At 71.0% G+C, this 23323-nt stretch carries 20 protein-coding genes and 1 tRNA gene; 11 read left to right on the top strand and 10 right to left on the bottom strand.

Going from position 1 to position 23323, the window contains the following annotated elements:
- Positions 1-89: 89 nt before the first annotated feature.
- The 3 genes from ACFZAM_RS06680 to ACFZAM_RS06690 all read right to left on the bottom strand — a co-directional run bounded on the left by ACFZAM_RS06680 (position 90) and on the right by ACFZAM_RS06690 (position 4944).
- Positions 90-1952, bottom strand: coding sequence for a hypothetical protein (locus ACFZAM_RS06680; RefSeq protein ID WP_391043303.1), 1863 nt, complete (start codon positions 1950-1952; stop codon positions 90-92).
- Positions 1949-3376, bottom strand: coding sequence for a tetratricopeptide repeat protein (locus tag ACFZAM_RS06685; RefSeq protein WP_391043306.1), 1428 nt, complete (start codon positions 3374-3376; stop codon positions 1949-1951). Before ACFZAM_RS06685 ends, ACFZAM_RS06680 begins: the two co-directional genes overlap by 4 nt.
- Before the next feature lie 122 nt (positions 3377-3498).
- Positions 3499-4944, bottom strand: coding sequence for a DUF4331 family protein (locus ACFZAM_RS06690; RefSeq protein ID WP_391043309.1), 1446 nt, complete (start codon positions 4942-4944; stop codon positions 3499-3501).
- A gap of 438 nt (positions 4945-5382) precedes the next feature.
- Here ACFZAM_RS06690 and ACFZAM_RS06695 point away from each other — a divergent pair, with 438 nt between their 5' ends.
- The 3 genes from ACFZAM_RS06695 to ACFZAM_RS06705 all read left to right on the top strand — a co-directional run bounded on the left by ACFZAM_RS06695 (position 5383) and on the right by ACFZAM_RS06705 (position 9014).
- Complete coding sequence (locus ACFZAM_RS06695) at positions 5383-6162, top strand: hypothetical protein (RefSeq protein WP_391043313.1); 780 nt, start codon at positions 5383-5385, stop codon at positions 6160-6162.
- Positions 6159-7004 (top strand): class F sortase, encoded by an 846-nt coding sequence (locus tag ACFZAM_RS06700; RefSeq protein WP_391043315.1) that lies wholly within the window; start codon positions 6159-6161, stop codon positions 7002-7004. Before ACFZAM_RS06695 ends, ACFZAM_RS06700 begins: the two co-directional genes overlap by 4 nt.
- A 168-nt stretch (positions 7005-7172) precedes the next feature.
- Positions 7173-9014 carry an FG-GAP-like repeat-containing protein gene (locus ACFZAM_RS06705; RefSeq protein ID WP_391043317.1) on the top strand — a complete coding sequence of 614 codons (1842 nt, stop codon included), beginning with the start codon at positions 7173-7175 and terminating at the stop codon, positions 9012-9014.
- Positions 9015-9160: 146 nt separating this feature from the next.
- On the opposite strand, the gene ACFZAM_RS06710 is transcribed toward ACFZAM_RS06705, so the two are convergent.
- Positions 9161-9233, bottom strand: a tRNA-Arg gene (locus ACFZAM_RS06710).
- A 73-nt stretch (positions 9234-9306) separates the two neighbouring features.
- Positions 9307-10005 carry a type 1 glutamine amidotransferase domain-containing protein gene (locus tag ACFZAM_RS06715; protein ID WP_355337793.1) on the bottom strand — a complete coding sequence of 233 codons (699 nt, stop codon included), beginning with the start codon at positions 10003-10005 and terminating at the stop codon, positions 9307-9309.
- A 245-nt stretch (positions 10006-10250) separates the two neighbouring features.
- Between ACFZAM_RS06715 and ACFZAM_RS06720 the strand changes: the two genes are divergently transcribed.
- Both ACFZAM_RS06720 and ACFZAM_RS06725 read left to right on the top strand, forming a co-directional pair.
- Positions 10251-11360 carry an LLM class flavin-dependent oxidoreductase gene (locus ACFZAM_RS06720; protein ID WP_355337796.1) on the top strand — a complete coding sequence of 370 codons (1110 nt, stop codon included), beginning with the start codon at positions 10251-10253 and terminating at the stop codon, positions 11358-11360.
- A complete protein-coding gene (locus ACFZAM_RS06725; RefSeq protein ID WP_391043320.1) occupies positions 11357-12070 on the top strand; it encodes a CE1759 family FMN reductase in 714 nt (237 codons plus the stop codon). The genes ACFZAM_RS06720 and ACFZAM_RS06725 overlap by 4 nt, the downstream gene beginning before the upstream one ends.
- A gap of 60 nt (positions 12071-12130) precedes the next feature.
- Here ACFZAM_RS06725 and ACFZAM_RS06730 read toward each other — a convergent pair whose 3' ends face one another.
- Complete coding sequence (locus ACFZAM_RS06730; protein WP_391043322.1) at positions 12131-13468, bottom strand: hypothetical protein; 1338 nt, start codon at positions 13466-13468, stop codon at positions 12131-12133.
- 301 nt (positions 13469-13769) lie between these two features.
- Between ACFZAM_RS06730 and ACFZAM_RS06735 the strand changes: the two genes are divergently transcribed.
- From ACFZAM_RS06735 to ACFZAM_RS06745, 3 genes are all read left to right on the top strand, one after another.
- Positions 13770-14105 (top strand): hypothetical protein, encoded by a 336-nt coding sequence (locus ACFZAM_RS06735; RefSeq protein ID WP_391043325.1) that lies wholly within the window; start codon positions 13770-13772, stop codon positions 14103-14105.
- Positions 14106-14160: 55 nt separating this feature from the next.
- Entirely contained in the window at positions 14161-15747 is a 1587-nt protein-coding gene (locus ACFZAM_RS06740) for a DHA2 family efflux MFS transporter permease subunit (protein WP_355337808.1), read from the top strand.
- Positions 15748-15825: 78 nt separating this feature from the next.
- Positions 15826-16623 carry an ATP-binding cassette domain-containing protein gene (locus ACFZAM_RS06745; protein WP_391043329.1) on the top strand — a complete coding sequence of 266 codons (798 nt, stop codon included), beginning with the start codon at positions 15826-15828 and terminating at the stop codon, positions 16621-16623.
- Positions 16624-16683: 60 nt separating this feature from the next.
- Here the strand turns inward: ACFZAM_RS06745 and ACFZAM_RS06750 are convergent, their stop codons facing one another.
- On the bottom strand, positions 16684-17169 hold the full coding sequence (locus ACFZAM_RS06750) for a MarR family transcriptional regulator (RefSeq protein WP_391043331.1): 486 nt from the start codon (positions 17167-17169) through the stop codon (positions 16684-16686).
- Positions 17170-17447: 278 nt separating this feature from the next.
- On the opposite strand from ACFZAM_RS06750, the gene ACFZAM_RS06755 reads away from it, so the two are divergent.
- Both ACFZAM_RS06755 and ACFZAM_RS06760 read left to right on the top strand, forming a co-directional pair.
- Entirely contained in the window at positions 17448-18131 is a 684-nt protein-coding gene (locus ACFZAM_RS06755; RefSeq protein WP_391043333.1) for a TetR family transcriptional regulator, read from the top strand.
- 186 nt (positions 18132-18317) lie between these two features.
- Positions 18318-19823, top strand: coding sequence for an MFS transporter (locus tag ACFZAM_RS06760; RefSeq protein ID WP_355337814.1), 1506 nt, complete (start codon positions 18318-18320; stop codon positions 19821-19823).
- Positions 19824-19948: 125 nt separating this feature from the next.
- Here ACFZAM_RS06760 and ACFZAM_RS06765 read toward each other — a convergent pair whose 3' ends face one another.
- From ACFZAM_RS06765 to ACFZAM_RS06775, 3 genes are all read right to left on the bottom strand, one after another.
- Complete coding sequence (locus ACFZAM_RS06765) at positions 19949-20578, bottom strand: hypothetical protein (RefSeq protein ID WP_355337816.1); 630 nt, start codon at positions 20576-20578, stop codon at positions 19949-19951.
- Between the two features lie 19 nt (positions 20579-20597).
- The gene (locus tag ACFZAM_RS06770; RefSeq protein ID WP_391043337.1) at positions 20598-21383 is read right to left on the bottom strand and encodes a dioxygenase; all 786 of its coding nucleotides are present in this window, start codon (positions 21381-21383) and stop codon (positions 20598-20600) included.
- 139 nt (positions 21384-21522) lie between these two features.
- Positions 21523-22044, bottom strand: a complete 522-nt coding sequence (locus ACFZAM_RS06775; protein WP_391043340.1) for a GNAT family N-acetyltransferase — start codon at positions 22042-22044, stop codon at positions 21523-21525.
- A gap of 208 nt (positions 22045-22252) precedes the next feature.
- Here ACFZAM_RS06775 and ACFZAM_RS06780 point away from each other — a divergent pair, with 208 nt between their 5' ends.
- Positions 22253-23251, top strand: a complete 999-nt coding sequence (locus tag ACFZAM_RS06780) for a sigma-70 family RNA polymerase sigma factor (protein ID WP_391043343.1) — start codon at positions 22253-22255, stop codon at positions 23249-23251.
- Positions 23252-23323 lie beyond the last annotated feature (72 nt).

The following is a 23323-nucleotide window of genomic DNA, read 5'->3' on the forward strand; positions in this document are numbered from 1 at the left end:
AGTCGTGCGGGTCGTCGTACGCGAGGGTGTGCGCATGGTTCTGTCCTTGTGGCGTCCGTGGGACAACGGGTGCGGGTGTTGTCGATCCGTCAGAGGGGCATCGCACGCAGGGCGGTTCCCACGCCCACGGCGAGAATGAGCAGCGCGGTGCCCAGAGGGGTGAGGCGACCGCTCCACGCGCCGACGGCGTGCCATCTCCCGCCGCTCAGCGCGGGGAAGCGGTCCCTGAGCGTCAGCAGGAGCAGGCCCGCGGCGGCGAGGGTGGCGGCCATGCCGAGGCCGTAGCAGACGACGAGCAGCACGCCGAACGCCGTACGGCCGAGGGCGATCGAGCCCAGCAGGACGACCAGCGCCGAGGGGCTGGGGACCAGGCCGCCCGCGATGCCGATGCCGATGAGACCGCCGCGCTTGCGGGTGCCGCCCGCGGAGTGGGAGTGGTGATGGTGGCCGTGGCCGAAGAGGCCGTGGCGGTGCGGGTGTTCGTGGGCGGTGTGATCGTCGGTGTGGTGCGAGTGGTGACCGTCGTGGCCGTGGTCGTGCTCAAGGCCGTGCTCAAGGCCGTGCTCGTGGTCGTGTTCGTGTTCGGGGGCCTCCCGTTCGTCCAGGACCGCGACCCGCGTGGTGGCGACGGTCGTGGCCGCGCTCTGCTGGGTGATGCCCTCGGCGCCCTCGGGGACCTCGACGAGCGGGCCGGACGACGGGTGCGGGTGCTGGTGCTCAGCCCCGTGTCCGTGCGCGTGTCCGTGCGCGTGTCCGTGTCCCGGTCCGTGCTCGTGGCCGTGGCCGTGGCCGTGCGAACCGTGAGCCGCGCCCCCCGCGTGCCCGTGCTCCGCCTGCCGCGCCCGGAAGACCCGGACGGCCGACGGCAGCAGCCACAGACCGGCCGCGGTGATGACGATGCCGCTGACCGTACCGAGCCAGGCCAGGACGTCCTCGCCGACGAGCGCGGAGGACACGCTGAGCGCGATGCCGAGGACGAGGACGGAGGCGGTGTGGGTCAGCGTCACCGTGCCCGCGACCGTGACGGCGTCGCGCGGACGCCCCTGACGGCCCGCCAGATACGCGGCCATGATGGTCTTGCCGTGACCGGGCAGCGCCGCGTGCCCCGCGCCCAGCACCATGGCCATCAGCACGGCGAGCAGCCCGACGGGAAGGGTGAGGCGGTCGTGGTCGGTGAGCGCGCCCAGCCGCCGGTCCAGGGCGGCGTACCAGGAGGAGGGCCAGCCGGTGCCGGGCGCGACGGCCGCGACGGCCCCGGGACCCGAGCCCAGGACGAGCCGCGTACGGCGCTGGTCCAGCGGGTCGGCGAGCAGGTCCGCCGGATACGCGCGCAGCTCGCGCGAGACCGAGACGGCAGGGACGTCCGAGGAGCCGATGCGTACGCCGTCGCCGTGCGCGGTGATCTCGTGCCAGCCGATCCGGCTGCTGTCCACGCCGGTGGCCAGCGTGATCGTGTCGCCGCGGCCGGGGGAGGCGGGCGCGGACAGCCGGCACTCCAGCCGTCCGGTGTCGAGCCCGGCCTGCCCGGGCACCAGCCGGAAGGACGCGTCCGTCAGCCCGAACCGCAGGGCCTCGGCCCGCCGCGCGTCCCCGGCGCCGCCCGCGGTCCCCGAACCGCCGGCCGCGCCCGTGTCGCCGCCGAGCGTCGCGTCGATACCGCGCGCCAGGTCGGTGCAGGCGGTGTGCGCGTGGGCCGCGGCCTCCGCCGGGCTCAGGGCCCCGTCGTGGTCGGTGTCCATGGCGGCCTTGGCCTGGAGCGTGGGGATCTCAGCGGTGTCCACGACGGCGAGGTCGTCGATCCGGTCGGGGCGTACGGTCAGACCGTCGTACCGGTTGACGGTGAAGTTGCCCAGCGGGTGGGCGGAGACGGCCGGGGCGGCCAGCCACAGCAGCGAGGGCACCGCCACCAGCAGCAGGGCCGCGCCGCGCCGGGCACGGATCGGGGTCGTCATCGCTGTCCTCGCCGTCCTTGCGGTGGTTGTGCCGCCGGTTCCTTCTGATCCTTCTGAAGGGCGGTCAGCCGGGCGCGCGCGTCCGGCGCGTACAGCGGCGAGAAGGCCGGATTGGCGGCCAGGGCCCCGGCCAGGTCCGTACGCGCCGCCTCGTCGTCGCCGAGCGACTGCTCGATCACGCCCCGGTGGTAGCGCAGCAGCGCGTCGCGCCAGCCGAGCCGGTTCGCCTGCTCGGCCAGCGGCAGCGCGTCGCCGTCACGGCCCGCCCGGTGCAGCGCCCAGCTCAGCGCGTCCGCGACCAGCACACTGTGCCGCCGGTCCCACTCGGCGCTCAGCAGCTTCACCGCGAGGTCCGCGTCGCCGTGATCGGCCTGATATTGGCCGAGGTTGAGGTCGTCCACCACGCCGTTGGCCGCGAACAGCCTCTGCTCCGCCTCCAGCACCCCGTACTGCGCCCTGGCTTCCGGCGCCCGGCCCAGCGACTCCAGCAATTCGCCGAATTCCAGCACATATTGCGGCTGCGGTACCCGGTCGATCGCCGTCCGGTAGTCCGCGACCGCCTGGTCCGTCCGCCCGAGCGCCGCCTCCGCCCTGGCCGCGCCCGCCAGCGACGCGGTGTACGTCGGATCCAGCGCGAGCGCCGTCCGGTACTCCCGCAGCGCCTCGCGCGTCTTGCCGGTGTTGAAGGCCAGCTCGCCCAAGTAGTGGTGGCAGAACGCCTGGTCGGCCGCCGTCGTTGCGTCCTGGAGCGCCCGCCGCAGCGCCTGCTCCGCGTCCGCGGTGCGCCCGTGCAGCTCGAAGGTGTACGACGCCCGGGTGAACGACGCCGTCGACGGGTGCAGATCGAGCATCCGCTGCACGGCGTCCTGCGCGGCGCTGTCCTCACCCAACTGGGTGAGCGCGTCGTTGAGCGCGCCGTACGGCGCCCAGGCGTACGGGTCGTCGCTGATCGCCTTGTCCGCCCACGTCCTGGCCTGCGCGAACTGGTGCCGCGCGTTGGCCAGTCCGGCCATTCCGGTGAGCGCGGCGGTGTTGTGCCGCGGCTGGAGCGCGAGCGACTTGCGCAGCGCCGCCTCCGACTTCGGATACAGCGTCGGATCGACGTCGAGCCGGGCCTGTTCGACGTATTCCGAGCCGAGCTGGGCCCAGGAGGAGGCGTCGTTCGGCTGTGCGCGCAGCGTGCTCTGGAGCTTGGCGACGATGGCGTCCACGCTCAACGGCGCCGCCTGCGGGCCGGAGACCGGGCCGGAGTCCGGGCCGGGACCCGTACCGGAACCTGTACCGGAACCCGTATCGGAACTCTGGCCCGGGACCGCGTCGGACGGCGGCGGGGACGAGGCGCCGCCCGAGCGCTCCAGCGCTGCGAAGCCGGTCAGGCCCGCACAGAGCACGGCGGTGGTGGCGATCAGGGCGAGGCGGCGCATGGGGGTCTGTTTTCTCCGCTCGGGGCGAACAGGGGCTCCGGCCGGTCGGACGGGTGGGGCGGTCGGACCGGAGGAGAGGGACCCGGCGTGGGCCTGTCAGGTGCCCACGCCGGGTGGCTTGCTCAGCCGGCCTGGTTGACCGAGCCGGTGTAGGGCAGCGCGACGTACGGGAAGGTGCCGGCGAAGGGGACGCCGGGTCCGTTCACGCCGTCACCCGCGGCGAGCGCCTGGATCAGGTGGCCGGGGGTCGCGCCCTCCAGCGCCTGGATCGCGATGTCCACGACGTCGTCACCGAGGCGGCGGCCGTTGGGGTAGCCCTGGAAGTCGCCGTTCAGCACGCCGAGACGGTCCGGCTTCGCGGTCACCGGGGTGGACATGTTCAGCCGCAGCTCCTCGGCGGGGACGAACCGCTTCTTGTCGGCGTCCTGGTTCATGAGCTGCGAGTTGAGGTCCACGGCCAGCGGGCCGTTCGCCGCCTTCGCGATACCGGTCAGGAAGATCTCCTGAAGGTCCTTGCGCGGCGTCGCGGGCGCCGGGATCCCGTAGATCGACTGGATCAGCATCGGCAGCTCGGGGTTGAGCACCTTCGCCACGACCTTGGGCTGGTTGTGGTCCTGCGACGGCGGCAGCGCGTTGAACGCGTTCTTCAGACCCGCGGGCACCACCGCCTCGTTCACCAGCGGGTTGCCCAGCCGCGAGACCTGCACGTACGGGCCGCTGGCCGTCTGCTTGCCCGGGGAGAGGTTCATGGTGCGGCGCGAGGTGGTGCTCCACACGCCGATCACCGGGTTGCGCTTGGAGTTGCAGTTGAGCGCCAGCGCCGACTTCGGGACCTGGATCGCCAGGGTGTTGACGTTGTAGCCCTTGAGCGTGTTGTGCCCGGTCTCCGACAGATTCCCGCCGTACAGCAGGTCGAAGACGCGCAGGTCGAGGAAGAACGGGTCGGCGGCCTGCGAGGCCACCGTCTGACCGCCGCCGGGCAGCTTCCGCGTCGCCTGGCCGCGCAGCCGCCCGTAGTTCGGCATCGACGCCTTGCCGACGTTCGACGGCGTCGCGATGCCGTCCTTCACCAGCGTGACCGGGCGCTTGCCCGCGCGCAGTTCCTGGAGCGTGTAGTGCTGGCGGAACAGCAGCGTCTTGTCGTTGAGGTTGTTCACCACGCCGTTGTTGTACAGGAATGTCTTGTCTCCGCGCCGGTCCTCGTTGCGGAAGGTCCAGCGGTACGTGAGGTCCGCCTTGCCGGTGCCCTGGCTGTCGACATTGATGTCGTACTGGGCGTCGGTGGCGAACGGATAGAAGTTCGGCCCCCCGTTGGGCTCCTGGAACGGGTACCAGTTCGCGACCAGCGTCACCGTGTCCGACTTGTCAGGACTGGAGAACGCGTAGAGGTCGGTGTTGTCGACCTGTGGGTCCGCCGCGATCAGCGGCGCCTCGCGGTGGCTGGACGCCTGGCCGACGCCCGTACCGGGACCGGCGAGCGCCGCTCCCGCGATCGCCGTGCCGAGCGTCAGCAGCAGCGCTGCCGACTTCCACCGGCCGACGATGCCCGGTGTTCTGCGTGAACTCATGGGTGGTCTTTCTGTGGGGGTGAAGAGTCCGGCCTCGGGACCGGTCCCTGCACCCCGTTCGTCTCCAGGGGAGGTGCCGGATTGCCCGAAAGAGGTTTTTGTCCCCGATCGGGCGAATATGCGGATACGGATGCCAGGGGTGCGCCGTCCGGCTTGGCGATGGTGCCGATGTTGACGGCGCGTCATGTCGTGCGCGGCGCAAGGCGCTCCGGCTCTCCCCGGGCATACGGACATACGTATGCGATATGTCCGTATGCCCGGACGCGGAGGTACCGCCGTAAAGAGGTCATGGGCACACCCGTACCAATCCGCGCCCCCCACCGCTCCGAATGCCAGTGCGGAGGCACCCGCCTCCGGTCGCGGAGCCGACGCCATGCCGACTCCGCGGATCCGCGAGTGAAGGGCAGCACCACCATGCGATCCACCAGCGCACGTGTCGTGACCGCGATAGCAGTCGCCGCAGTCCCGTTGGCCTTCCCGGCAGCGGCGTGGGCGGCACCGACGGACACCGACGTCCCCTGGACCACGTACCAGGCGTCGCTGGACCCGATCACCGCCAACCACGTCACGGGCAGCGGTACGGCGATGATCCAGCTCTCCGGCAACACCGCGAAGATCACCGTCACCGCGTCGGGCCTGGTCGGCGGCGGCTCCCCGCACGCCATGCACATCCACGTCGACGGCGCCGGTGTGTGTCCCAAGCCGTCCGAGGCCAAGGACCACAACGGCCACAGCTCGATCAACGTCGCCGACGCCATGAAGGACTACGGCATGATCGGCACCTCGCTCACCACCAGCGGCGACAGCACCCCCAAGAGCGCCCTGGCCGTCGACCGCTTCCCGGCCGGTTCGAGCGTCAAGTACAGCCGCACCCTCGAAGTCACCGACAACGTCGCCGCGAACCTCAAGTCCGGCAAGGCCGTCCTGGTCGTGCACGGCATCGACTACAACGGCAACGGCAAGTACGACAACGTGCTCGGCGCGAGCGAACTCGACAAGACCCTGCCCGCCGAGGCCACCGACCCCGCCCTCTGCGGCGCCTTCAACGTCTCCCAGATGACCTCGATGCCCGGCGGCGGCGCGGACACCGGTGACGGCGCCACGCAGACCGGAAGCGGCATCCACACCGGCATGGTCGCGGGCGGCAGCGCCGCCGCCCTGGTCGGCCTCGGCATCGGCGGATTCGCCCTGCGCCGCAGGGGCGTCACGACCCGATGAGTGACGACGCCGCCGCCGCGCACGAGGACGGCCCGGACGACGAGACCGGCCGTACGGACGAGACCGGCCGTACGGACGACACCGTACGTACGACCGGCACCGGCCGCACCGGCCGCACTGCCCGCGTGGGCCGCACGCGACGTACGGCGGTCATGCTCGTCGTCCTCGCGGTGGCCTGCGTCGCCGCGGGGGTCACCGCCGTGCTCGCCGGGACCACCGGGGGCGGCGGCAACCCGCCGCCGCAGCCGGGCCCGGCCGTCGCGGGAAGCACACCGCGCGACGACATGTCGGGTCACGAGATGTCCGGCCACGACATGGCCGCGATGCCCGCCCCGCCGAGCGGCGCCGCCTCGGCCGAAGCGGCCGGTCCGACGCCCACCCGGCCCGGCACCCTGCCCGCGTCCAAGCCGGTCGCCCTCGACATCCCGGCCATCGGCGTCCACTCCGACCTGCTGGACCTGGGCCTCAACAAGGACGGCAGCCTGGAGGTCCCCTCCAAGCCGCTGCGCGCCGGCTGGTACCGCAACTCGCCCGCCCCGGGCCAGACCGGACCCTCCGTCATCCTCGGCCACGTCGACTCCAAGGAGACCGGCCCCGCCGTCTTCTACCGGCTCGGCGCGATGAAGCCCGAGCAGCAGATCCGCGTCACCCGCGCCGACCACAAAGTCGCCGTCTTCACCGTCGACGCCGTCCGCTCCTACGAGAAGGCCCGGTTCCCGACCCTCGACGTCTACGGCAACACCGCGGACGCCGAACTCCGGCTCATCACCTGCTCCGACTGGAACGCGCGCACTCACTCCTACGAGGGAAACACCGTGGTCTTCGCCCACCTCGCGACCTGAGAACGGCCGAAGGAGACCGGGGTGTCCCCAACTTCACCCGTACGACGCCGTATTGACTTCCTCTGATCATCTGACCGCAGAGCACAACCAACCCGACGGGTCGGCTGTCGGACGGGGTGGGACACCAAGGGCGGTGTCCCACCCCGTTACGCACAGGAGGAACGTTCCTTGGTCTCCCCGCTCTCCCTCCGCACCGGGCGCCGCCGTCTCGTCGCCGCGACCGCCACCGTCCTGGCCGTCACCCTGGGCGCGGTTTCGCTGACCACCACGGCCACCGCCACCACCTCCGCCTCCGCGGGTGCGACGCGGGCGTCCGCCGCGACATCCGGGGTGAGCGGCCTGCTCCCGATGACGCCCGGCGCCACGCTGGCGTCCGCGGGCACCCAGGGCTTCTGGACGTACGTCCCGCACGACGGCGACGACGGCAAGCTCCGCTGGACCCCGTACGGGCCCGGCCCGGTCCGCGACCTGCGCTTCGACACCGCCAACGGGATCGCCGAGATCTCGGGGGACACCGTCACCACCACGAGCGACACGTTCGGGAGCCGCGTGCTGGACATGCCCACCGGCACCTCCTTCGCGCTGCGGACGGTCGACGACGGGCTGGACAGCCTCTACGGGGGCGTCGCGGGCCGCGCGCTGTTCGTCCGGGGCGCCACGAAGCTGTGGGTCGAGACCGCGGACGGGGCGAACCGCGCCGTGCAGGGCCTGCCCGAGGGGACCGACTACGGGCGGGTACGGCCGGGCGACGCGACCCACGGCCTGGTCCCCACCGGGACCGGGGAGAGCGACCGGCGCTTCGGCCTGATCGACCTGACCACCGCCACCCTCACCTTCCCCTACCCGCGGCAGGCGCGGAATCCGGTGATCTCCGGCAACCGCCTCGCCTGGATCGAGGACGACACCGCCGCGAACACGCTGCGGGTGGTCGTCCGCAACCGGACCACCGGCGCGGACACCGCGGTGCCCGTGCCGGGCGTGAAAGCCGGTACGGACCTGACCATCGGCCTGCTCGGCGACTGGGTGACGTACGGGACGACGGCCCTGCGCGTCGGGACCGGCGAGAAGGTCACCTTCCTCGACCGCGCCGACGCCTCGTACGCCGTCCCCGACGGCACCGCGCGGATCGTCCAGGGCAGCGACTCCGCCCAGGGCGCGGGCGTCTTCCGCGTCGCCCTCGACCCGAACGGCCGGCCGTTCGCGCGGCTCCTCGCGCACGCGGGCACCCCGACCTCCGCCCTGCACGACTTCGACAACGACGGCCTGCCCGACCTGCTGGGCCGCGACGCCTCGGGCGGGTTGTGGCGGGACAGCGCCGCCGACGGGCGCCAGCGGGCGCGGATCGGCGGCGGCTGGCAGATCTACGACAAGCTCGAGACCGTCGGCGACATCGCGGGGACGAACAGTCCCGACTACCTTCCCGAACTCGTCGCCCGCGACAAGGACGGGGTCCTGTGGCTCTACTCGGGCCGCGAGGACGGCGGTCTCACCCCGCGCGTCCGCGTCGGCGGCGGCTGGCAGACGTACACCCATCTCACCGGCGGCAGCGACCTCACCGGTGACGGCCGCCCGGATCTCGTCGCGGTCGACACGACCGGTGCCCTCTGGCTCTACCGCGGCACCGGCAGCGCGGCCCGCCCCTTCGAGCCCCGTGTGCGCGTCGGCACGGGCTGGACCGGCTACGACCAGCTCACCGCCGTCGGCGACCTCGCGGGCGGACCCGCGGGCGACCTCGTCGCCCGCGACAAGGACGGCGTGCTGTGGCTCTACCTCGGCAAGTCCGACGGCACCTTCGAGCGCCGCACCCGGATCGGCTCCGGCTGGCAGACGTACTCCCAGCTCACCGGCGCCGGCGACGTCGACCACGACGGCAAGGCCGACCTCTTCGCCTACCAGGCCGCCACCAAGACCGTCTACCTCTACTCCGGCACCGGCGACCCCGCCCGCCCCTTCGCCCCCCGCGCGATCTCCGACGCCCACACGGGCAACGCGTATAACAACATGAGCTGACCGGCCGGGTCTCCTCGGGGGCGTGCGGTCTCCGTGGGTCCCCGCGCGGTCTCCGAGCGGCCCCCGTCCGGACTTCCACGGCCAAAGAGGCCCTCCCGTTCGACAACGGGAGGGCCTCTCATGGCTGTGACCTGCTACTTCCGGTGTGCCCCAGGCAGGATTCGAACCTGCGACACCAGCTTTAGGAGAGCTGTGCTCTATCCCCTGAGCTACTGGGGCGGGGACAGGCGCCATTGTAGCGGGTCGGCGGTGGCCGGTCGGGGGCCCGGGGGCGGGGCGGAAGGCCGGTTCGTCAGCCGAGGGTCTTGAGGATCTCGGCGGCCAGGGGACCGGCGGAGGCCGGGTTCTGACCGGTGTGCAGATTGCGGTCGGTGACGGTGTGCGGCGCCCAGGGCGCGCCTTCCTGGAAGTCGGCGCCGAGCTGCACGAGCCGGTCCTGGAGGAGCCAGCGGGCCTTGTCGGCGAAGCCCGCCTGGGTCTCCTCGACGTTGGTGAAGCCGGTCAGCCGGTAACCGGCGAAGGGCGAGGCGCCGCCGGGTCCCGTGGCGGTGGCGAGCAGCGCGGCGGGCGCGTGGCAGACGATGCCGAGCGGCTTGCCCGAGGCGAGGGCCGCGTTGAGCAGGGCGCCGGACACGGCGTCGGCCGACAGGTCCTCCATCGGGCCGTGGCCGCCGGGGTAGAAGACCGCGTCGTAGTCGTCGAGCGAGACGTCGGACAGCTTCACGGGGTGCTGGAAGGCGGCGATCCCGGCCAGCTCGGCCGCCATCGCCGCTGCGCCCTCCTCGCCGCCGTTGAACTCGGGCGCGAGGCTTCCCCGGTCCACCGTCGGTACGACCCCGCCCGGCGTCGCGGCGACAACCTCGTGGCCCGCCTCGGTGAAGACCCGGTACGGGACCACGGCCTCCTCGGCCCAGAAGCCGGTCGGGTGCGCGCTGCCGTCGGCGAGTGTCCAGTGGGTGGCTCCGGTCAGGACGAACAGGATCCTTGCCATGGAGGTGGCTCTCTCTTCCGTGTCGCTGGGGGCGGGTGGGGCGGGCGTTTCCAACGTACGCCGAGGCGGGGGCTCGCGCCGGGTGCGGCGGGGGGCCGGGTGAGGCCGGGGGCCGGGTGCGGCGGGGTCAGGGTGCGGCCGGGCTCAGGGTGCGGCCGGGTCAGGGGAATAGGTAGGGTGGCCGGAATGTTCGGGATGTTGAATGCTCAACCAAACAGGGTGAGTGCGACAGGACGGTGGGTGTGATGCAGTTCGGGATCTTCACGGTCGGCGACGTCACGACGGACCCGACCAACGGACGGACGCCGAGCGAGCACGAGCGGATCAAGGCGATGGTCACCATCGCGCGGAAGGCCGAGGAAGTCGGCCTGGACGTCTTCGCGACCGGTGAGCACCACAATCCGCCCTTCGTGCCGTCCTCGCCCACCACCATGCTCGGCTACATCGCGGCCCGCACCGAGCGCATCGTGCTGTCCACCTCCACCACGCTGATCACCACGAACGACCCGGTGAAGATCGCCGAGGACTACGCGATGCTCCAGCACCTGGCGGACGGCCGCGTCGACCTGATGATGGGCCGCGGCAACACCGGGCCGGTCTACCCGTGGTTCGGCAAGGACATCCGGCAGGGCATCCCGCTCGCCGTCGAGAACTACGCGCTGCTGCACAAGCTGTGGCGCGAGGACGTCGTCGACTGGGCGGGCAAGTTCCGTACGCCGCTCCAGTCGTTCACCTCGACGCCCCGCCCGCTGGACGGCGTGCCCCCGTTCGTCTGGCACGGCTCCATCCGCAGCCCGGAGATCGCCGAGCAGGCCGCGTACTACGGCGACGGCTTCTTCCACAACAACATCTTCTGGCCCATGGAACACACCAAGAAGATGGTCGACCTCTACCGCCGCCGCTTCGCGCACTACGGCCACGGCACCGAGCAGCAGGCCATCGTCGGCCTCGGCGGCCAGGTGTTCATGCGCCGCGACTCGCAGGCCGCGGTACGGGAATTCCGGCCGTACTTCGACAACGCCCCGGTCTACGGGCACGGGCCGTCGCTGGAGGACTTCGCCGAGCAGACGCCGCTGACCGTCGGCTCCCCGCAGCAGGTCATCGAACGCACCCTGACCTTCCGCGACGCCGTCGGCGACTACCAGCGCCAGCTCTTCCTCATGGACCACGCCGGTCTGCCCCTCAAGACCGTCCTCGAACAGCTCGACCTGCTCGGCGAGGAGGTCGTCCCCGTCCTGCGCGCCGAATTCGCCAAGGGCCGCCCGGCCGAGGTGCCCGACGCCCCCACCCACGCCTCGCTGCTCGCCCGCCGCGACGCCGACACCGCCGACGAAGTCCTGGAGGCCCGGGCATGACGCACCACCCGATCGAGCGACGCCGGCTCGCCGTCGTCACCGCCGGTCTCAGCCAGCCGTCGTCCACCCGGCTGCTGGCCGACCGGCTGACGGAGGCGGTACGCCGCCATGTCGACGGTGACGTGGACGTGGACGTACGGGTCATCGAGCTGCGGGGCCTGGCCAACGACATCGCGCACAACATGCTCACTGGCTTCCCGGCGCATCATCTGCGCGACGCAATCGATTCGGTGACCGGCGCCGACGGCCTGATCGCCGTGACCCCGGTGTTCACCGGCTCGTACAGCGGCCTGTTCAAGTCGTTCTTCGACATTGTCGACAAAGACGCACTGGCGGGCACCCCGGTGCTGGCCGCCGCCACCGGCGGCACCGCCCGCCACTCCCTGGTCCTCGAACACGCCATGCGCCCGCTGTTCGCCTACCTGCGCGCGATCGTCGTACCGACCGCCGTATACGCGGCCTCCGAGGACTGGGGCACGGCAGGCAGCGGCAGCGGTGGTGGCGACGGCAACGGGAGCAGCGCCGTCGACGGCACCCTCGCCGCCCGCATCGAACGCGCGGGAGCCGAACTCGCCGCCCTGATGACCTCCCGACCGTCCCGCCCGGCGCCGGGCGGGGGCGCGACGACGGACGCCGGTATGGGCGCCGGTACCGACGACGAGGTCGTGCCGTTCGCCGAGCAGTTGGCGGCGCTCGGCGCGCAAGGGTGACGGCGCCACAAGAGTGACCGTGCGACGGAGCCGGGGCGAGGGACCCGACGACGGCGTCAACTACGACGTCAACGCCCCGGCTCCGCGCTCACCCCCGCCGGTCGTATCAACGGCCGGACGCTCGTCCAGGAACTCGATGACCGCGAGCCCCGCCACCGTCACCAACGCGATCCAGAAGATCACCGTGCCGGTCGGATACGGCCACAGCGCCAGGACCACCGAGGCGACCGCGACGACGACCCACCGCAGCCAGACACGGAAACGGTCCACCCACGGCCCCACCGGCCCGGTCGACCGCACCCCCGCCGCCTCCCGCACCGCCGCGATCCCCGACTCCCACATCGACCGCACCCGTACCGCCCACTGCCCCGAACCGCTCAGCCACGCCCCCAGCGCCACCACGACCCCCAGGGTGATCACCATCCGAACGCTCGCCCGCAGAAACCGCACCACCTGGTCGTAGATCGCCGCGGCGGCCGCATGGTGCACATCGGGAGAGAGGTGGTCGAGGTAGAAGGTGCGGAAGAGAGCGAGCGCGACGCCGAGCACGGCCACCCCCGCCGCGACACCCAGCGCGGCGGCGACCAACGCGCGGCGACGCCGTACGGCCAGCAGCACCCCGGCGCCCGCGACGACGACGGTGACCACCGGCAGCCAGTCCCCGGCCAGTTGCAGCGCCCGGAAACCGGTCTTCACCCGCCCGATCTCGTCCGACTTCAGCAACGTGAAGTCGGTGTGCACGTCGGGCAGCCGCCCGGCGACCTTCAACCCGCGGTCCACCAACTGCTGCTTCACCCCGGCCACCACGGGCGCGAGATCGAGCGTCACCGTGTTGTGCTCGACCTGCACCGCCGAATCGTTACTGCCGGTCAGCGCGTCGACGACCGTCGCGTGCGCCCTCCGGTTCAGCTCCTCCCAGATCGTCGAGAAGGCACTGCTCGACACGAACGTCGCCACCGTGCCGTGCACGAAATCCGTCACCCCCGACGTGATCGGGCCGCTGATCCCGCCCAGCGCCGCCTTCACCCCCGGCAGATCCGAGGGCGCCACGTTCGACAGCAGCGAGTCGAGGTCGATCCGGTCCATGACGGCCGACGTCACCTGATCGGTGACGGCCCTCCGCACCTGCGGGTTGTCGGCGAGCGGCGCCATCGTCGCCACATAGCGGTCGGTGTTGCCGACGATGTCGGCGGCCCACACCGCCACCGCGCCGAGCGGAGCCAGTACCGCGGCCAGTGTGATGAGCAGCGCGGAGAAGAACGACCGCACCCGGTGCCGCGACCGCGTCCCCGCCAACCGCGCCCGCAGCGCCGTCAACTCCGCGCGCTCGTCGTCACCCAACGGTCCCGACCCTGACGCGCCGTCTCCGGCGGCGGGTCCGTCGGCGGTCGCCGCCATCCACGTACCCCCTGCCTGTGCGAGTGCCGCCCGACCGGGCCCGTTCCTCTCAGGGAACGTGCTGCCGGGCGGGTGCGCGCGCGGAGTTGGTACGTCAGGGTTGTCGCTAAATCGTCTTTCGCGCGGTGTGTGACGGTGTGCGGCGCTACCTCAGCGCACGCGGTCGCGCTCCTTGGGTCGCGCCATTCGGGTGACGACGCGTTAGTCCTATGGGATGGGCGGTTACTGATCGTTGTGTCGGTGCCGCAGACCCGGTGAAGCGCGGGTCGCGCGGCGGTCAGGTTCGTGAAGGGCGCACCGCGTGATCACCACCCGTCTGCTGCTGGACAGGACAGGCACGGCCACCGCCGTGCGGTTCCCGGCCGCGCGGACGACGCCCGCCCACGCCGCCACCGCGGACCGCGGAGCGGCCGACCACTCCGTGACCGTCATCGCCACCCGGGACGGTCGTCCGATGGCGGTCGCGGTGGACTCCAGGGCCCGGCGGGCGACCACCGCCGCGGACGCGACGACCGACACCGAAGACGGAGGAGCCGCCGCGGTTCCGGTACGGGGACCGGACCGCGGCGGCTCCTCGGCACTGCCCAGGGCCCTTGCGCCGTCCGGGCGACGGCTTCCCGCGTGGCGAGGCCGCTGAGCTGCGCCTAGCGTGGAGTCCCCGGGGGGTGGTCGCGCCAAGGGAGAACTCCGTCATGGCCCGTAGCAGCCCGGACACCTCCGCTTCCGCCGCCGGCCTCGGCGGCGGCCCACAGCCCGACGGGAAGCCGGGCCGCAGCAGTGTCGTCGGCACCCCCTCCCACCGCTGGTGGGTGCTCGGCGTGATCGGCCTGGCGCAGCTCATGGTGGTCCTCGACGCCACCATCGTGAACATCGCGCTGCCCTCCGCCCAGACGGCCCTCGGCTTCACCGACGGCAACCGTCAGTGGATCGTGACGGCGTACGCCCTCGCCTTCGGCTCGCTGCTGCTGCTCGGCGGCCGTCTCGCCGACCTGGTCGGCCGCAAGAGGGTCTTCCTGATCGGCCTGACCGGCTTCGCGCTCGCCTCCGCGATCGGCGGCGCCGCCCCCAACTTCGGCGTACTGGTCACCGCCCGCGCCCTCCAGGGCATGTTCGGCGCCCTGCTCGCCCCCGCCGCCCTCTCCTTGCTCACCACGACCTTCACCATCCCCAAGGAGCGCGCCAAGGCGTTCGGCATCTACGGCGCCATCGCGGGCGCGGGCGGCGCCGTCGGTCTGCTGCTCGGCGGTGTGCTGACCGAATACCTCGACTGGCGCTGGTGCCTGTACGTCAATCTGATCTTCGCCACGATCGCGTTCATCGGCGGCGTACGACTGCTGCAAGGCGGCACCCTGCCCGACCGTCCCAAGCTGGACATCCCCGGTACCGCCCTGGTATCGGCCGGCCTGTTCTGCATCGTCTACGGCTTCTCCAACGCCGAGAAGCACCCTTGGAGCTCGCCCCAGACCTGGGGCTTCCTGGTGGCGAGCGTCGTCCTGCTGCTCGCCTTCGTCACCTGGCAGCGCCGTGCGGCGCACCCCTTGCTGCCGCTTCGGGTGGTGACCGACCGGGACCGGGGCGCGTCGTTCCTGGCGATGTTCATCTCCGGCGGCGGGATGTTCGGCGTCTTCCTGTTCCTGACGTACTACCTCCAGCAGAGCCTGCACTACTCGCCGGTCTCCACCGGACTCGCCTTTCTTCCGATGATCGCCGTGATGGTGGTGACGTCGGTGACCACCACCAATGTGCTGGTGCCGCGCTTCGGCGCCAAGCCGATCGTGCCGACCGGCATGGCCCTGGCCGGCGTCGCCATGGCGTGGCTGACCGCGCTCGACCTGCACAGCACCTATCCCGCGCACGTACTGCCGCCGCTGCTGATCCTCGGCCTCGGCCTCGGCTCGATCTTCGCCACGGCGATGAACCTCGCCACCGCGGGCGTACAAGCGCGGGACGCGGGTGTCGCGTCCGCCATGGTGAACACCTCGCAGCAGGTCGGCGGCTCCGTCGGCACCTCGCTGCTGAACACCCTCGCCACCAGCGCCGCCGCCAGCTACGTGGTCGGCAAGCAGAACACTCCCGCCGTCGCCGCGCAGGCCCAGTTGCACAGCTATTCGACCGCCTATTGGTGGGCGGCGGGCTTCTTCGCCGTCGGCACCGTGGTGACGGCCTTCCTCTACCGGCGCGGCAAGCCGCGTGCCCTGGCGCAGCCCAGCACGCTGCCCGACGATTCGCCCGCACCAGGTGACGCCGAACCCGACGCCCCGCCCGCCGCACATATGTGACGCCTCCCTCCCGCGCACGGCCGCTCACATCGTGGAATCCCGGGGCGTGAAGGTGGCGGATACAGCTACCGTGCCGTCATGACAGCCAACACCGTCGTGGCCGCTCTCGACGCCGTCAGCGTCCGCCGCTTCACCACCGGCCAGGTCATCCTCGACGACGTCAACTGGACCGTACGGTCCGGCGAGCACTGGGCGCTGCTCGGCGCCAACGGCGCGGGCAAGACGACGATGCTGCGCCTCATCGGCGCCCTCATGCATCCCACCTCCGGCACGGTCGACGTGCTCGGCCACCGTCTCGGCCGTGTCGACATGCGCGAATTGCGCGCGCACATCGGCCTGGTGTCGTCCTCACAGAAGGTGCCGCTCGACGCCACCGCCCACACCGTCGTCCTGACCGGCCACACGGGCACGGTGCAGCCGCTGTGGCGCAAGTACGACGACGAGGTCCGCGAGCGCGCGCACGAGCTGCTGGCGGAGCTGGAGATCAAGGATCTGGCGGACCGGGCGTACGGGGTCTGCTCCGGCGGTCAGCGCGCCCGCATTCTGGTCGCGCGGGCATTGATGGCCGACCCGGCACTGATGCTCCTCGACGAGCCCTTCAATGCGCTCGACCTGCCCTCCCGCGAGGACCTGATCGACGCCATGCACCGCCTCGCGCTCACCCGTACGGCTCTGGCGACCATCACCGTCACCCACCACCTGGAAGAGCTGTCGCCCGCGATCGGGCACGTACTGCTGCTCAAGGAGGGACGGGTGCTGACCTCGGGGACCGCGCGGCAGGTGCTCACGGCCGAGTCGATGACCCACTGCTTCGGGCGGCCGATCGAGGTCAGCAGGCACGAGGGACGGTGGCTCGCCCGCTCCGGGCGGCGCTGACCGTATGGGGTGACTTCACGGGCGCGAGGTTGACGCTCCCGCGGTCGGTGACCGACGTTTTCAGCGCAGCCAGGGCAGGTCCGCGCGGTCCGGCTGGTGCAGGCCCTCGGCGATGACGCGGGAGATCTCCCCGAGCTGCGCCGTCTGCTCGGGAGTGAGCCGGTCGAAGATCGCGGAGCGGACGGCGGCGACGTGACCGGGCGCCGTACGCACCACCTCGTCGTAGCCGGCGTCGGTGAGGACCGCGATCTGCCCGCGGCGGTCGGAGGGGCAGTTCTCGCGGCGCAGCCAGCCGTTCCCCTCCAAGCGGGCGACGGCGTGCGACAGCCGGGAACGGGTGATCTTGGCGCGCTCGGCGAGTTCCGTCATGCGCATACTGCGGCCGGGCGTCTCGGAGAGTGTGCTGAGCAACGCGTAGTACATGTGCGGCATGCCCGCGTCGCGCTGGAGCTGACGGTCGAGGTGGTCTTCCAGCAACGTCGTGGCGTGCAGGAACGCCCGCCAGGTCGCCTGCTCGTCTTCGGTCAGCCATGTCATGGCGTTCATGGTACGTGCACTTCTTGAAGCTTCAATAAAATGGCGTGTCACGCCGTCGGTCCGCGACCGGGCGCGTCCGGCTCGTACGACCGGACGCCTCTTTGGTGAAGCCTCCCGCCAACCCCGCCAATCGCGTGACGCAGGTCACAAGCGTGACGGGAAATATCCGGGGACGCGGTCCCCGTTTAGACCAGGTGACCGCGAAACGGGGAGTGCTTGTCCGTTTCAACGACGGGGCTCGTACCCCCGTGAACGACCGCTGGATCGATCGGAAGGAGCCGCCCGCCGTGAGCCTCGACACTGTTGGTACGACCAGCGCCACCGCAACCACCAGCAGCACCAGGCCGCGCGCCGTGCGGCTGCGCGCGGACGCCACACGCAACCGCGAGCGCATCGTCGCCGCCGCCCGCGAGGCCATCGTGGAGTTCGGCCCGGACGTGCCGCTCGACGACGTGGCGCGCCGCGCGGGAGTGGGGAACGCCACGCTCTACCGGCACTTCACCGACCGCGCCGAACTGATCCGCCAGGTCACGCTCACCGTCATGGCCACGACCGCCGAGCGGGCCGAAGACGCCCTCGCTCAGGAGCCCGACGCCTTCGCCGCGCTGCGCCGCTTCGTCTTCGAAGCGGCCGAAGAGCGGATCGGGGCGCTGTGCCCGATGCTGTCGGACGCCTTCGACCGCCAGGACCCCGCCGTCACCCAGCAGATGGAACGGCTGGAGCGGTCGGTCAACGCCATCATGGAACGCGCGCAGAGCGCGGGCCTGCTCCGTACCGACATCGCCGTCGGTGACCTGATGGTCGCCCTGACGCAGCTCACCCGGCCGCTGCCGGGCACCGGCTGCATGGGCTTCGACCGCTTCGTCCACCGCCACCTGCAGCTCTTCCTCGACGGGTTGCGCGCCCCCGCCGGATCCGTACTCGTCGGGACGGCGGCCACCCTGGAGGACCTCAAAGCCGGAAACAAATAGTTCGCAACGCCCATGAACCGGGCGATAACGTAGGGAAGTTCGCCGACTTACCGAAGCGCAGTTCTCGGCCGCTCGACCGATGAACACCGCGACCGGATCCCGGACCACGATCCGCATCGTCCGGCGCCAGCTCGATGACACACGTCCCCACGTCCTGTCACTCCGCATCCATTAGTGAGATCAGTTATGCCTGAAACACGCTTGCCCGATCCGAAGCGCTGGACAGCGCTGATATTTATCGCCATCGCTCAGCTCATGGTCGTGCTCGACGCGACCGTGGTGAACATCGCACTTCCCTCCGCCCAGGCCGACCTCGGCATCTCGGACGGCAACCGCCAGTGGGTCGTCACGGCCTACACCCTCGCCTTCGGTGGCCTGCTGCTCTTCGGCGGCCGGATCGCGGACCTGTGGGGACGCAGGAACACCTTCATCGTCGGTCTGCTCGGCTTCGCCGCGGCCTCCGCGCTCGGCGGCGCCGCCGTCAACACGGCGATGCTGCTCGGCGCCCGCGCCCTCCAGGGTGTCTTCGGCGCCCTGCTCGCGCCCGCCGCGCTGTCCCTGATCTCGGTGATGTTCACCGACGCCAAGGAGCGCGCCAAGGCGTTCGGCATCTACGGTGCCATCGCCGGCGCCGGCGCCGCGGTCGGCCTCATCCTCGGCGGTGTCCTCACCGAGTACCTGAACTGGCGCTGGGCGCTGTTCGTCAACATCTTCTTCGCCGTCGCCGCCGTCCTCGGCGCCATCGCCTTCATCCGCGAACCCGCCGAAGGCCGCAACCGCAACCGCCTGGACATCCCCGGCGTGGTCCTCGCCAGCACCGGTCTGGTCGCGCTCGTCTACGGCTTCAGCCGCGCCGAGTCCGACGGCTGGTCGTCCGGTGTGACCATCAGCCTGTTCGTCGCCTCCGTGGTGCTGCTCGCCTCGTTCGTGGCCGTGGAAAGCCGCGTCAAGGCCCCGCTGCTGCCGCTGCGCGTCATCACCGAGCGGAACCGGGGCGGCGTCTACCTGTCGCTGGGCCTCGCCATCATCGGCATGTTCGGCCTGTTCCTGTTCCTGACCTACTACCTCCAGCAGGTCATGGGCTACTCGGCGCTCAAGTCGGGCTTCGCGTTCCTGCCCATGGTCGGCGGTATGGTCATCGGCTCCACGCAGATCGGCACCCGGCTGATGCTGCGGGTCCGGCCGCGCTTCCTGATGGCGCCCGGCTTCCTGGTCGCCGCCGTCGGCATGGGCATCCTCGCCCAGATCAAGGTCGACTCCAACTACGCCGAAATCCTGCTGCCCGGCCTGGTCCTGATGGGCCTCGGCATGGGTACGGCGTTCATGCCCGCCATGAGCCTGTCCGCGCACGGTGTGCGCCCCGAGGACGCGGGCGTCGCGTCCGCCATGGTCAACACCTCGCAGCAGGTCGGCGGCTCCATCGGCACCGCCCTGCTGAACACCCTCGCGGCCAGCGCCACCACCACGTGGATCGGCTCGCACGCCAAGAGCCCGGCCGACCTGAAGAACCAGTTGTTCGTCAACCAGGCTGCCGTCCACGGCTACTCGGTCGCCATCTACTGGGCCACCGCCATCCTGGTGCTCTCCGCCGTCCTGGCCTTCGTCCTGGTCGACGCGGGTGTCCAGAACACCGGAGAGAGGGTCGCCGAAGGCGACTTCGAGGACATCCCGATCCCGGTCATCGCACACTGACCCGGCACGGCACTCACCCGATGGGGTGAGCGCGTGAAAACGGCAGGGCCCCGCCTCGTGAAGCACGAGGCGGGGCCCTGCCGTTGGTCATTCGTCATTCCATACGCAGCCCCGCGCGGCGACCGTCAGAGCCCCTCGGGCCACTTGTACGAGCTGGGCACCGTCACCTTGTCCGAAGGCGCGCCGTACACGAGCGCGATCTCCTCGTGCGCGCCCAGCTTGATCGCCGCCGGGTCGCCGGTCTGCTCCTTGCCGTTCACGTACACATGCAGCTCCTTGCCGCCGCCGGTCTTGAGCGAACCGAGCGTGTCCTTCGTGAGCGGCACGTTCCACTCGGTCATGAACTCGCCGAGCGTGAAGTCGGCCTGCACCGGCGATTCGATGTGCACGACGCCACTGGTGTCGTGCGTGTGCAGCGGGCTGATCGACTGCTTCGCCTCGTCGATGCCGATCAGGGCGGGCACGACGACGGCCTTGCCGTCCACGAACACATCGAGGTGACTGTGGATGTGCAGCACCTGCCCCTCCTGCCCGAGCATCGGCAGCCCCGCCGCCTTGACCTGCGCGGAGGCGTCGGCGGGCGCGGGCCACGAGACGGAACTGGCCGCGGGCTTGCTGTCACCACCGCCCGCGGTAGTCGTCGCCGTGTCGCTCGCTCCCTTGCCGCTGGCGGAGCTGGAGCCGGAGCCGCAGGCGGCCAGCGTCACGGCGCTGACCACTACGGCCACGCCGATCCCGATGCGTCGTTTCTGCATGAGCGTGGGGTCTCCTTGTTCAGCCGAACTGGACGGAACGCTTGGCGAGCCCCATCCAGAAACCGTCGATGATGCTGCGCTGGCTGCCGAGCTCGGACTCGGCGGCGCCGAGCGTAACGAACAGCGGGGCGAAGTGCTCGGTCCGCGGGTGCGCCAACCGCCCGGCGGGCGAGGTGTGTTCAAAGTCCAGCAGCGCGTCCACGTCCTGGGCTTCCAACGCCCGGTGACCCCAGTCGTCGAACTCCGCCGACCAGCTCGGCGGCCGCGGACCCGCGTTGCGCAGCGCCGCCAGATTGTGCGTGAAGAATCCGCTGCCCACGATCAGCACGCCCTCGTCGCGCAACGGTGCCAACTTGCGTCCGATGTCCAGCAGCTTCTCCGGGTCGAGCGTCGGCATCGACACCTGGAGCACCGGAATGTCGGCGGCGGGGAACATCTCCACCAGCGGTACGTACGCGCCGTGGTCGAGACCGCGGTTGGGCACGTCCTGTACGGGATTACCTGCGCCGCGCAGCAGTTTCCGTACGGAGTCGGCGAGCGCGGGCGCGCCGGGCGCCGTGTACCGCACCTGGTAGTAGTGCTCGGGGAAGCCCCAGAAGTCGTACACCAGGGGGACGGTGGTGGTCGCACCGATCGCCAGCGGGGCCTCCTCCCAGTGCGCCGAGACCACCAGGATCGCCTTGGGGCGCGGCAGGTCGGCCGACCAGGCCGCCAGCTCTGCGGGCCACACCGGGTCGTCGGCGAGCGGCGGGGCGCCGTGCGAGAGGTAGAGCGCGGGCATGCGCTCCGGGGTTGCCGTGGTCATCGCGCACCCTCCTTGAAGTTTCAAGCATACGGGAGCACCACCGTAACCCCATATGCTTGAACCTTCAAATAAGCTGCACGTGTCCGCACCTGTCCGGGCTGTCCGCACTGTCCGCGCTTATCAGCGTGCGAGGCCGACGTCAGCCCAGGCGCTTCTCGAACCACGCCACATCGTGGTAGGCGCCGAATTTGTGGCCGACCTCCTCGTACACCCCGACCGGCCGGAAGCCGAAACGCTCATGCAGCCGCAGCGACGCCGCGTTCGGCAGCGTGACGCCCGCGTACGCGCGATGCAGGTTCTCCTCCGCCAGGGCCTCGAAGAGCGCCGTGTAGAGCAGCGTGCCGATGCCGCGCCCGCCCGCGTCGTGCGCGAGATAGATCGTCGTCTCCACCGACGTCGCGTACGCGGCCTTCGGTCGGAAGGGGCTGCTGGTCGCATAACCCAGGATTCGTCCCGACGGGCCGGGAAAGTGAGCAACCAAGAGGCGGTGCGGGCCGTCTTTCGGGTGGGAGAGCAACCACGGACGACGTTGTTCGACGGTGAAGGGAACTACGTCGAACGTGACCGACGTTTCACGGATGTAGTGGTTGTAGATGTCGGTAAGAGCGGCCAGATCGCCCTCGCTACCTGGTCTGACCTGGACTTCTGGACGTTCCGGCACCCTTTGGCCTCCCTGTGTGGCGAGACAGGGTACTGCATGATCACAAAATTCAGGTCACGAGATGGGAATTGTGTCCGGATTCCAATCGTTATCCCGATCAGGACGGGGCAACCGCAAGGCAAGAGCCGCACCTGACGGAACCATCCGGCAAGCGGCCCGACCGCCCGGTCCGACCGAGACCCGACCGCACCTTCGTAAGGGAGCACGCATGGCAACCCGTGCCGTCGCCCGTCGTCACGCTGGCGGGACCAGTAGCGTTCGCGCCGCAGGCGGGGAAGTCGCCGACCGCGACCTCGTCGGCATGTACCTGGACGAGATCGCGCGCACCCCGCTGCTCGACGCCGCCAGGGAAGTGGAACTGTCCCGCGACATCGAAGCGGGCGTCTACGCAGAACGCATACTCGCAACCGATCCCGGACTGCCCGCAAAGGCCGGCGGTGACGCCCGCCGCGACGAGCTCGAGGCCATCGTCGCCGCGGGCGAGCAGGCCAAGGACGTCTTCATCCGTTCCAACCTCCGGCTCGTCGTGGCCGTGGCCCGCCGCTACCCGCGCAGCGGACTGCCGCTCCTCGACCTGATCCAGGAGGGGAACGCCGGCCTGGTACGCGCCGTCGAGAAGTTCGACTACGCCAAGGGCTTCAAGTTCTCCACCTACGCGACCTGGTGGATCCGCCAGGCCATCACCCGCTCCATCGCCGACCAGTCCCGCACGATCCGGCTGCCCGTCCACCTCGTCGAGGAACTGGGCCGCATCCGCCGCGTGCAGCGCGAGTTCAACCGCGAGCACGGCCGCGACGCGGAGCCCGCCGAGATCGCCACCGAACTGGCCTCGACCCCCGAGCGCGTCACCGACGTCCTCGACTGGGCCCGCGACCCGGTGTCGCTCAACATGTCCGTCGACGCCGAGGGCGAGACCGAATTCGGTGACCTGGTGGAAGACGGCGCCGCGCCGTCCCCCGAGGACTCCGTGCTCGTGATGCTCCGCCGCGAGGAACTGGACGGGCTGATCGACCGCCTCGACGACCGCACCGCCTCCATCATCCGGGCCCGCTACGGCATCGTCGACGGCCGCGAGCGCACCCTCACCGAGGTCGGCAAGCAGCACGGACTGACGCGCGAGCGCATCCGGCAGATCGAGAAGCACGCACTGGCCGACCTCAAGCGGATGGCCCGCGCGACCGGCCTCGACCAATACGAAGCCGCCTGACCGGCGCGCTTCCCCACAGACCCGAACCCCGGTGCATTCCCCCCCGCACCGGGGTTCGGCCTGTCCGCGACA

This window comes from Streptomyces sp. NPDC008079, from assembly GCF_042957385.1.
Classification (GTDB): domain Bacteria; phylum Actinomycetota; class Actinomycetes; order Streptomycetales; family Streptomycetaceae; genus Actinacidiphila.

Excerpts from the sequence above, each read along its gene's own strand:
- ACFZAM_RS06760 (WP_355337814.1), top strand. The coding sequence starts at position 18,318 with ATGCCTGAAACACGCTTGCCCGATCCGAAGCGCTGGACAGCGCTGATA.
- ACFZAM_RS06725 (WP_391043320.1), top strand. The coding sequence starts at position 11,357 with ATGACGCACCACCCGATCGAGCGACGCCGGCTCGCCGTCGTCACCGCC.
- ACFZAM_RS06750 (WP_391043331.1), bottom strand. The coding sequence starts at position 17,169 with ATGAACGCCATGACATGGCTGACCGAAGACGAGCAGGCGACCTGGCGG.
- ACFZAM_RS06680 (WP_391043303.1), bottom strand. The coding sequence starts at position 1,952 with ATGACGACCCCGATCCGTGCCCGGCGCGGCGCGGCCCTGCTGCTGGTG.
- ACFZAM_RS06720 (WP_355337796.1), top strand. The coding sequence starts at position 10,251 with ATGCAGTTCGGGATCTTCACGGTCGGCGACGTCACGACGGACCCGACC.
- ACFZAM_RS06780 (WP_391043343.1), top strand. The coding sequence starts at position 22,253 with ATGGCAACCCGTGCCGTCGCCCGTCGTCACGCTGGCGGGACCAGTAGC.
- ACFZAM_RS06700 (WP_391043315.1), top strand. The coding sequence starts at position 6,159 with ATGAGTGACGACGCCGCCGCCGCGCACGAGGACGGCCCGGACGACGAG.
- ACFZAM_RS06745 (WP_391043329.1), top strand. The coding sequence starts at position 15,826 with ATGACAGCCAACACCGTCGTGGCCGCTCTCGACGCCGTCAGCGTCCGC.
- ACFZAM_RS06740 (WP_355337808.1), top strand. The coding sequence starts at position 14,161 with ATGGCCCGTAGCAGCCCGGACACCTCCGCTTCCGCCGCCGGCCTCGGC.
- ACFZAM_RS06690 (WP_391043309.1), bottom strand. The coding sequence starts at position 4,944 with ATGAGTTCACGCAGAACACCGGGCATCGTCGGCCGGTGGAAGTCGGCA.
- ACFZAM_RS06715 (WP_355337793.1), bottom strand. The coding sequence starts at position 10,005 with ATGGCAAGGATCCTGTTCGTCCTGACCGGAGCCACCCACTGGACACTC.
- ACFZAM_RS06685 (WP_391043306.1), bottom strand. The coding sequence starts at position 3,376 with ATGCGCCGCCTCGCCCTGATCGCCACCACCGCCGTGCTCTGTGCGGGC.
- ACFZAM_RS06770 (WP_391043337.1), bottom strand. The coding sequence starts at position 21,383 with ATGACCACGGCAACCCCGGAGCGCATGCCCGCGCTCTACCTCTCGCAC.
- ACFZAM_RS06730 (WP_391043322.1), bottom strand. The coding sequence starts at position 13,468 with ATGGCGGCGACCGCCGACGGACCCGCCGCCGGAGACGGCGCGTCAGGG.
- ACFZAM_RS06765 (WP_355337816.1), bottom strand. The coding sequence starts at position 20,578 with ATGCAGAAACGACGCATCGGGATCGGCGTGGCCGTAGTGGTCAGCGCC.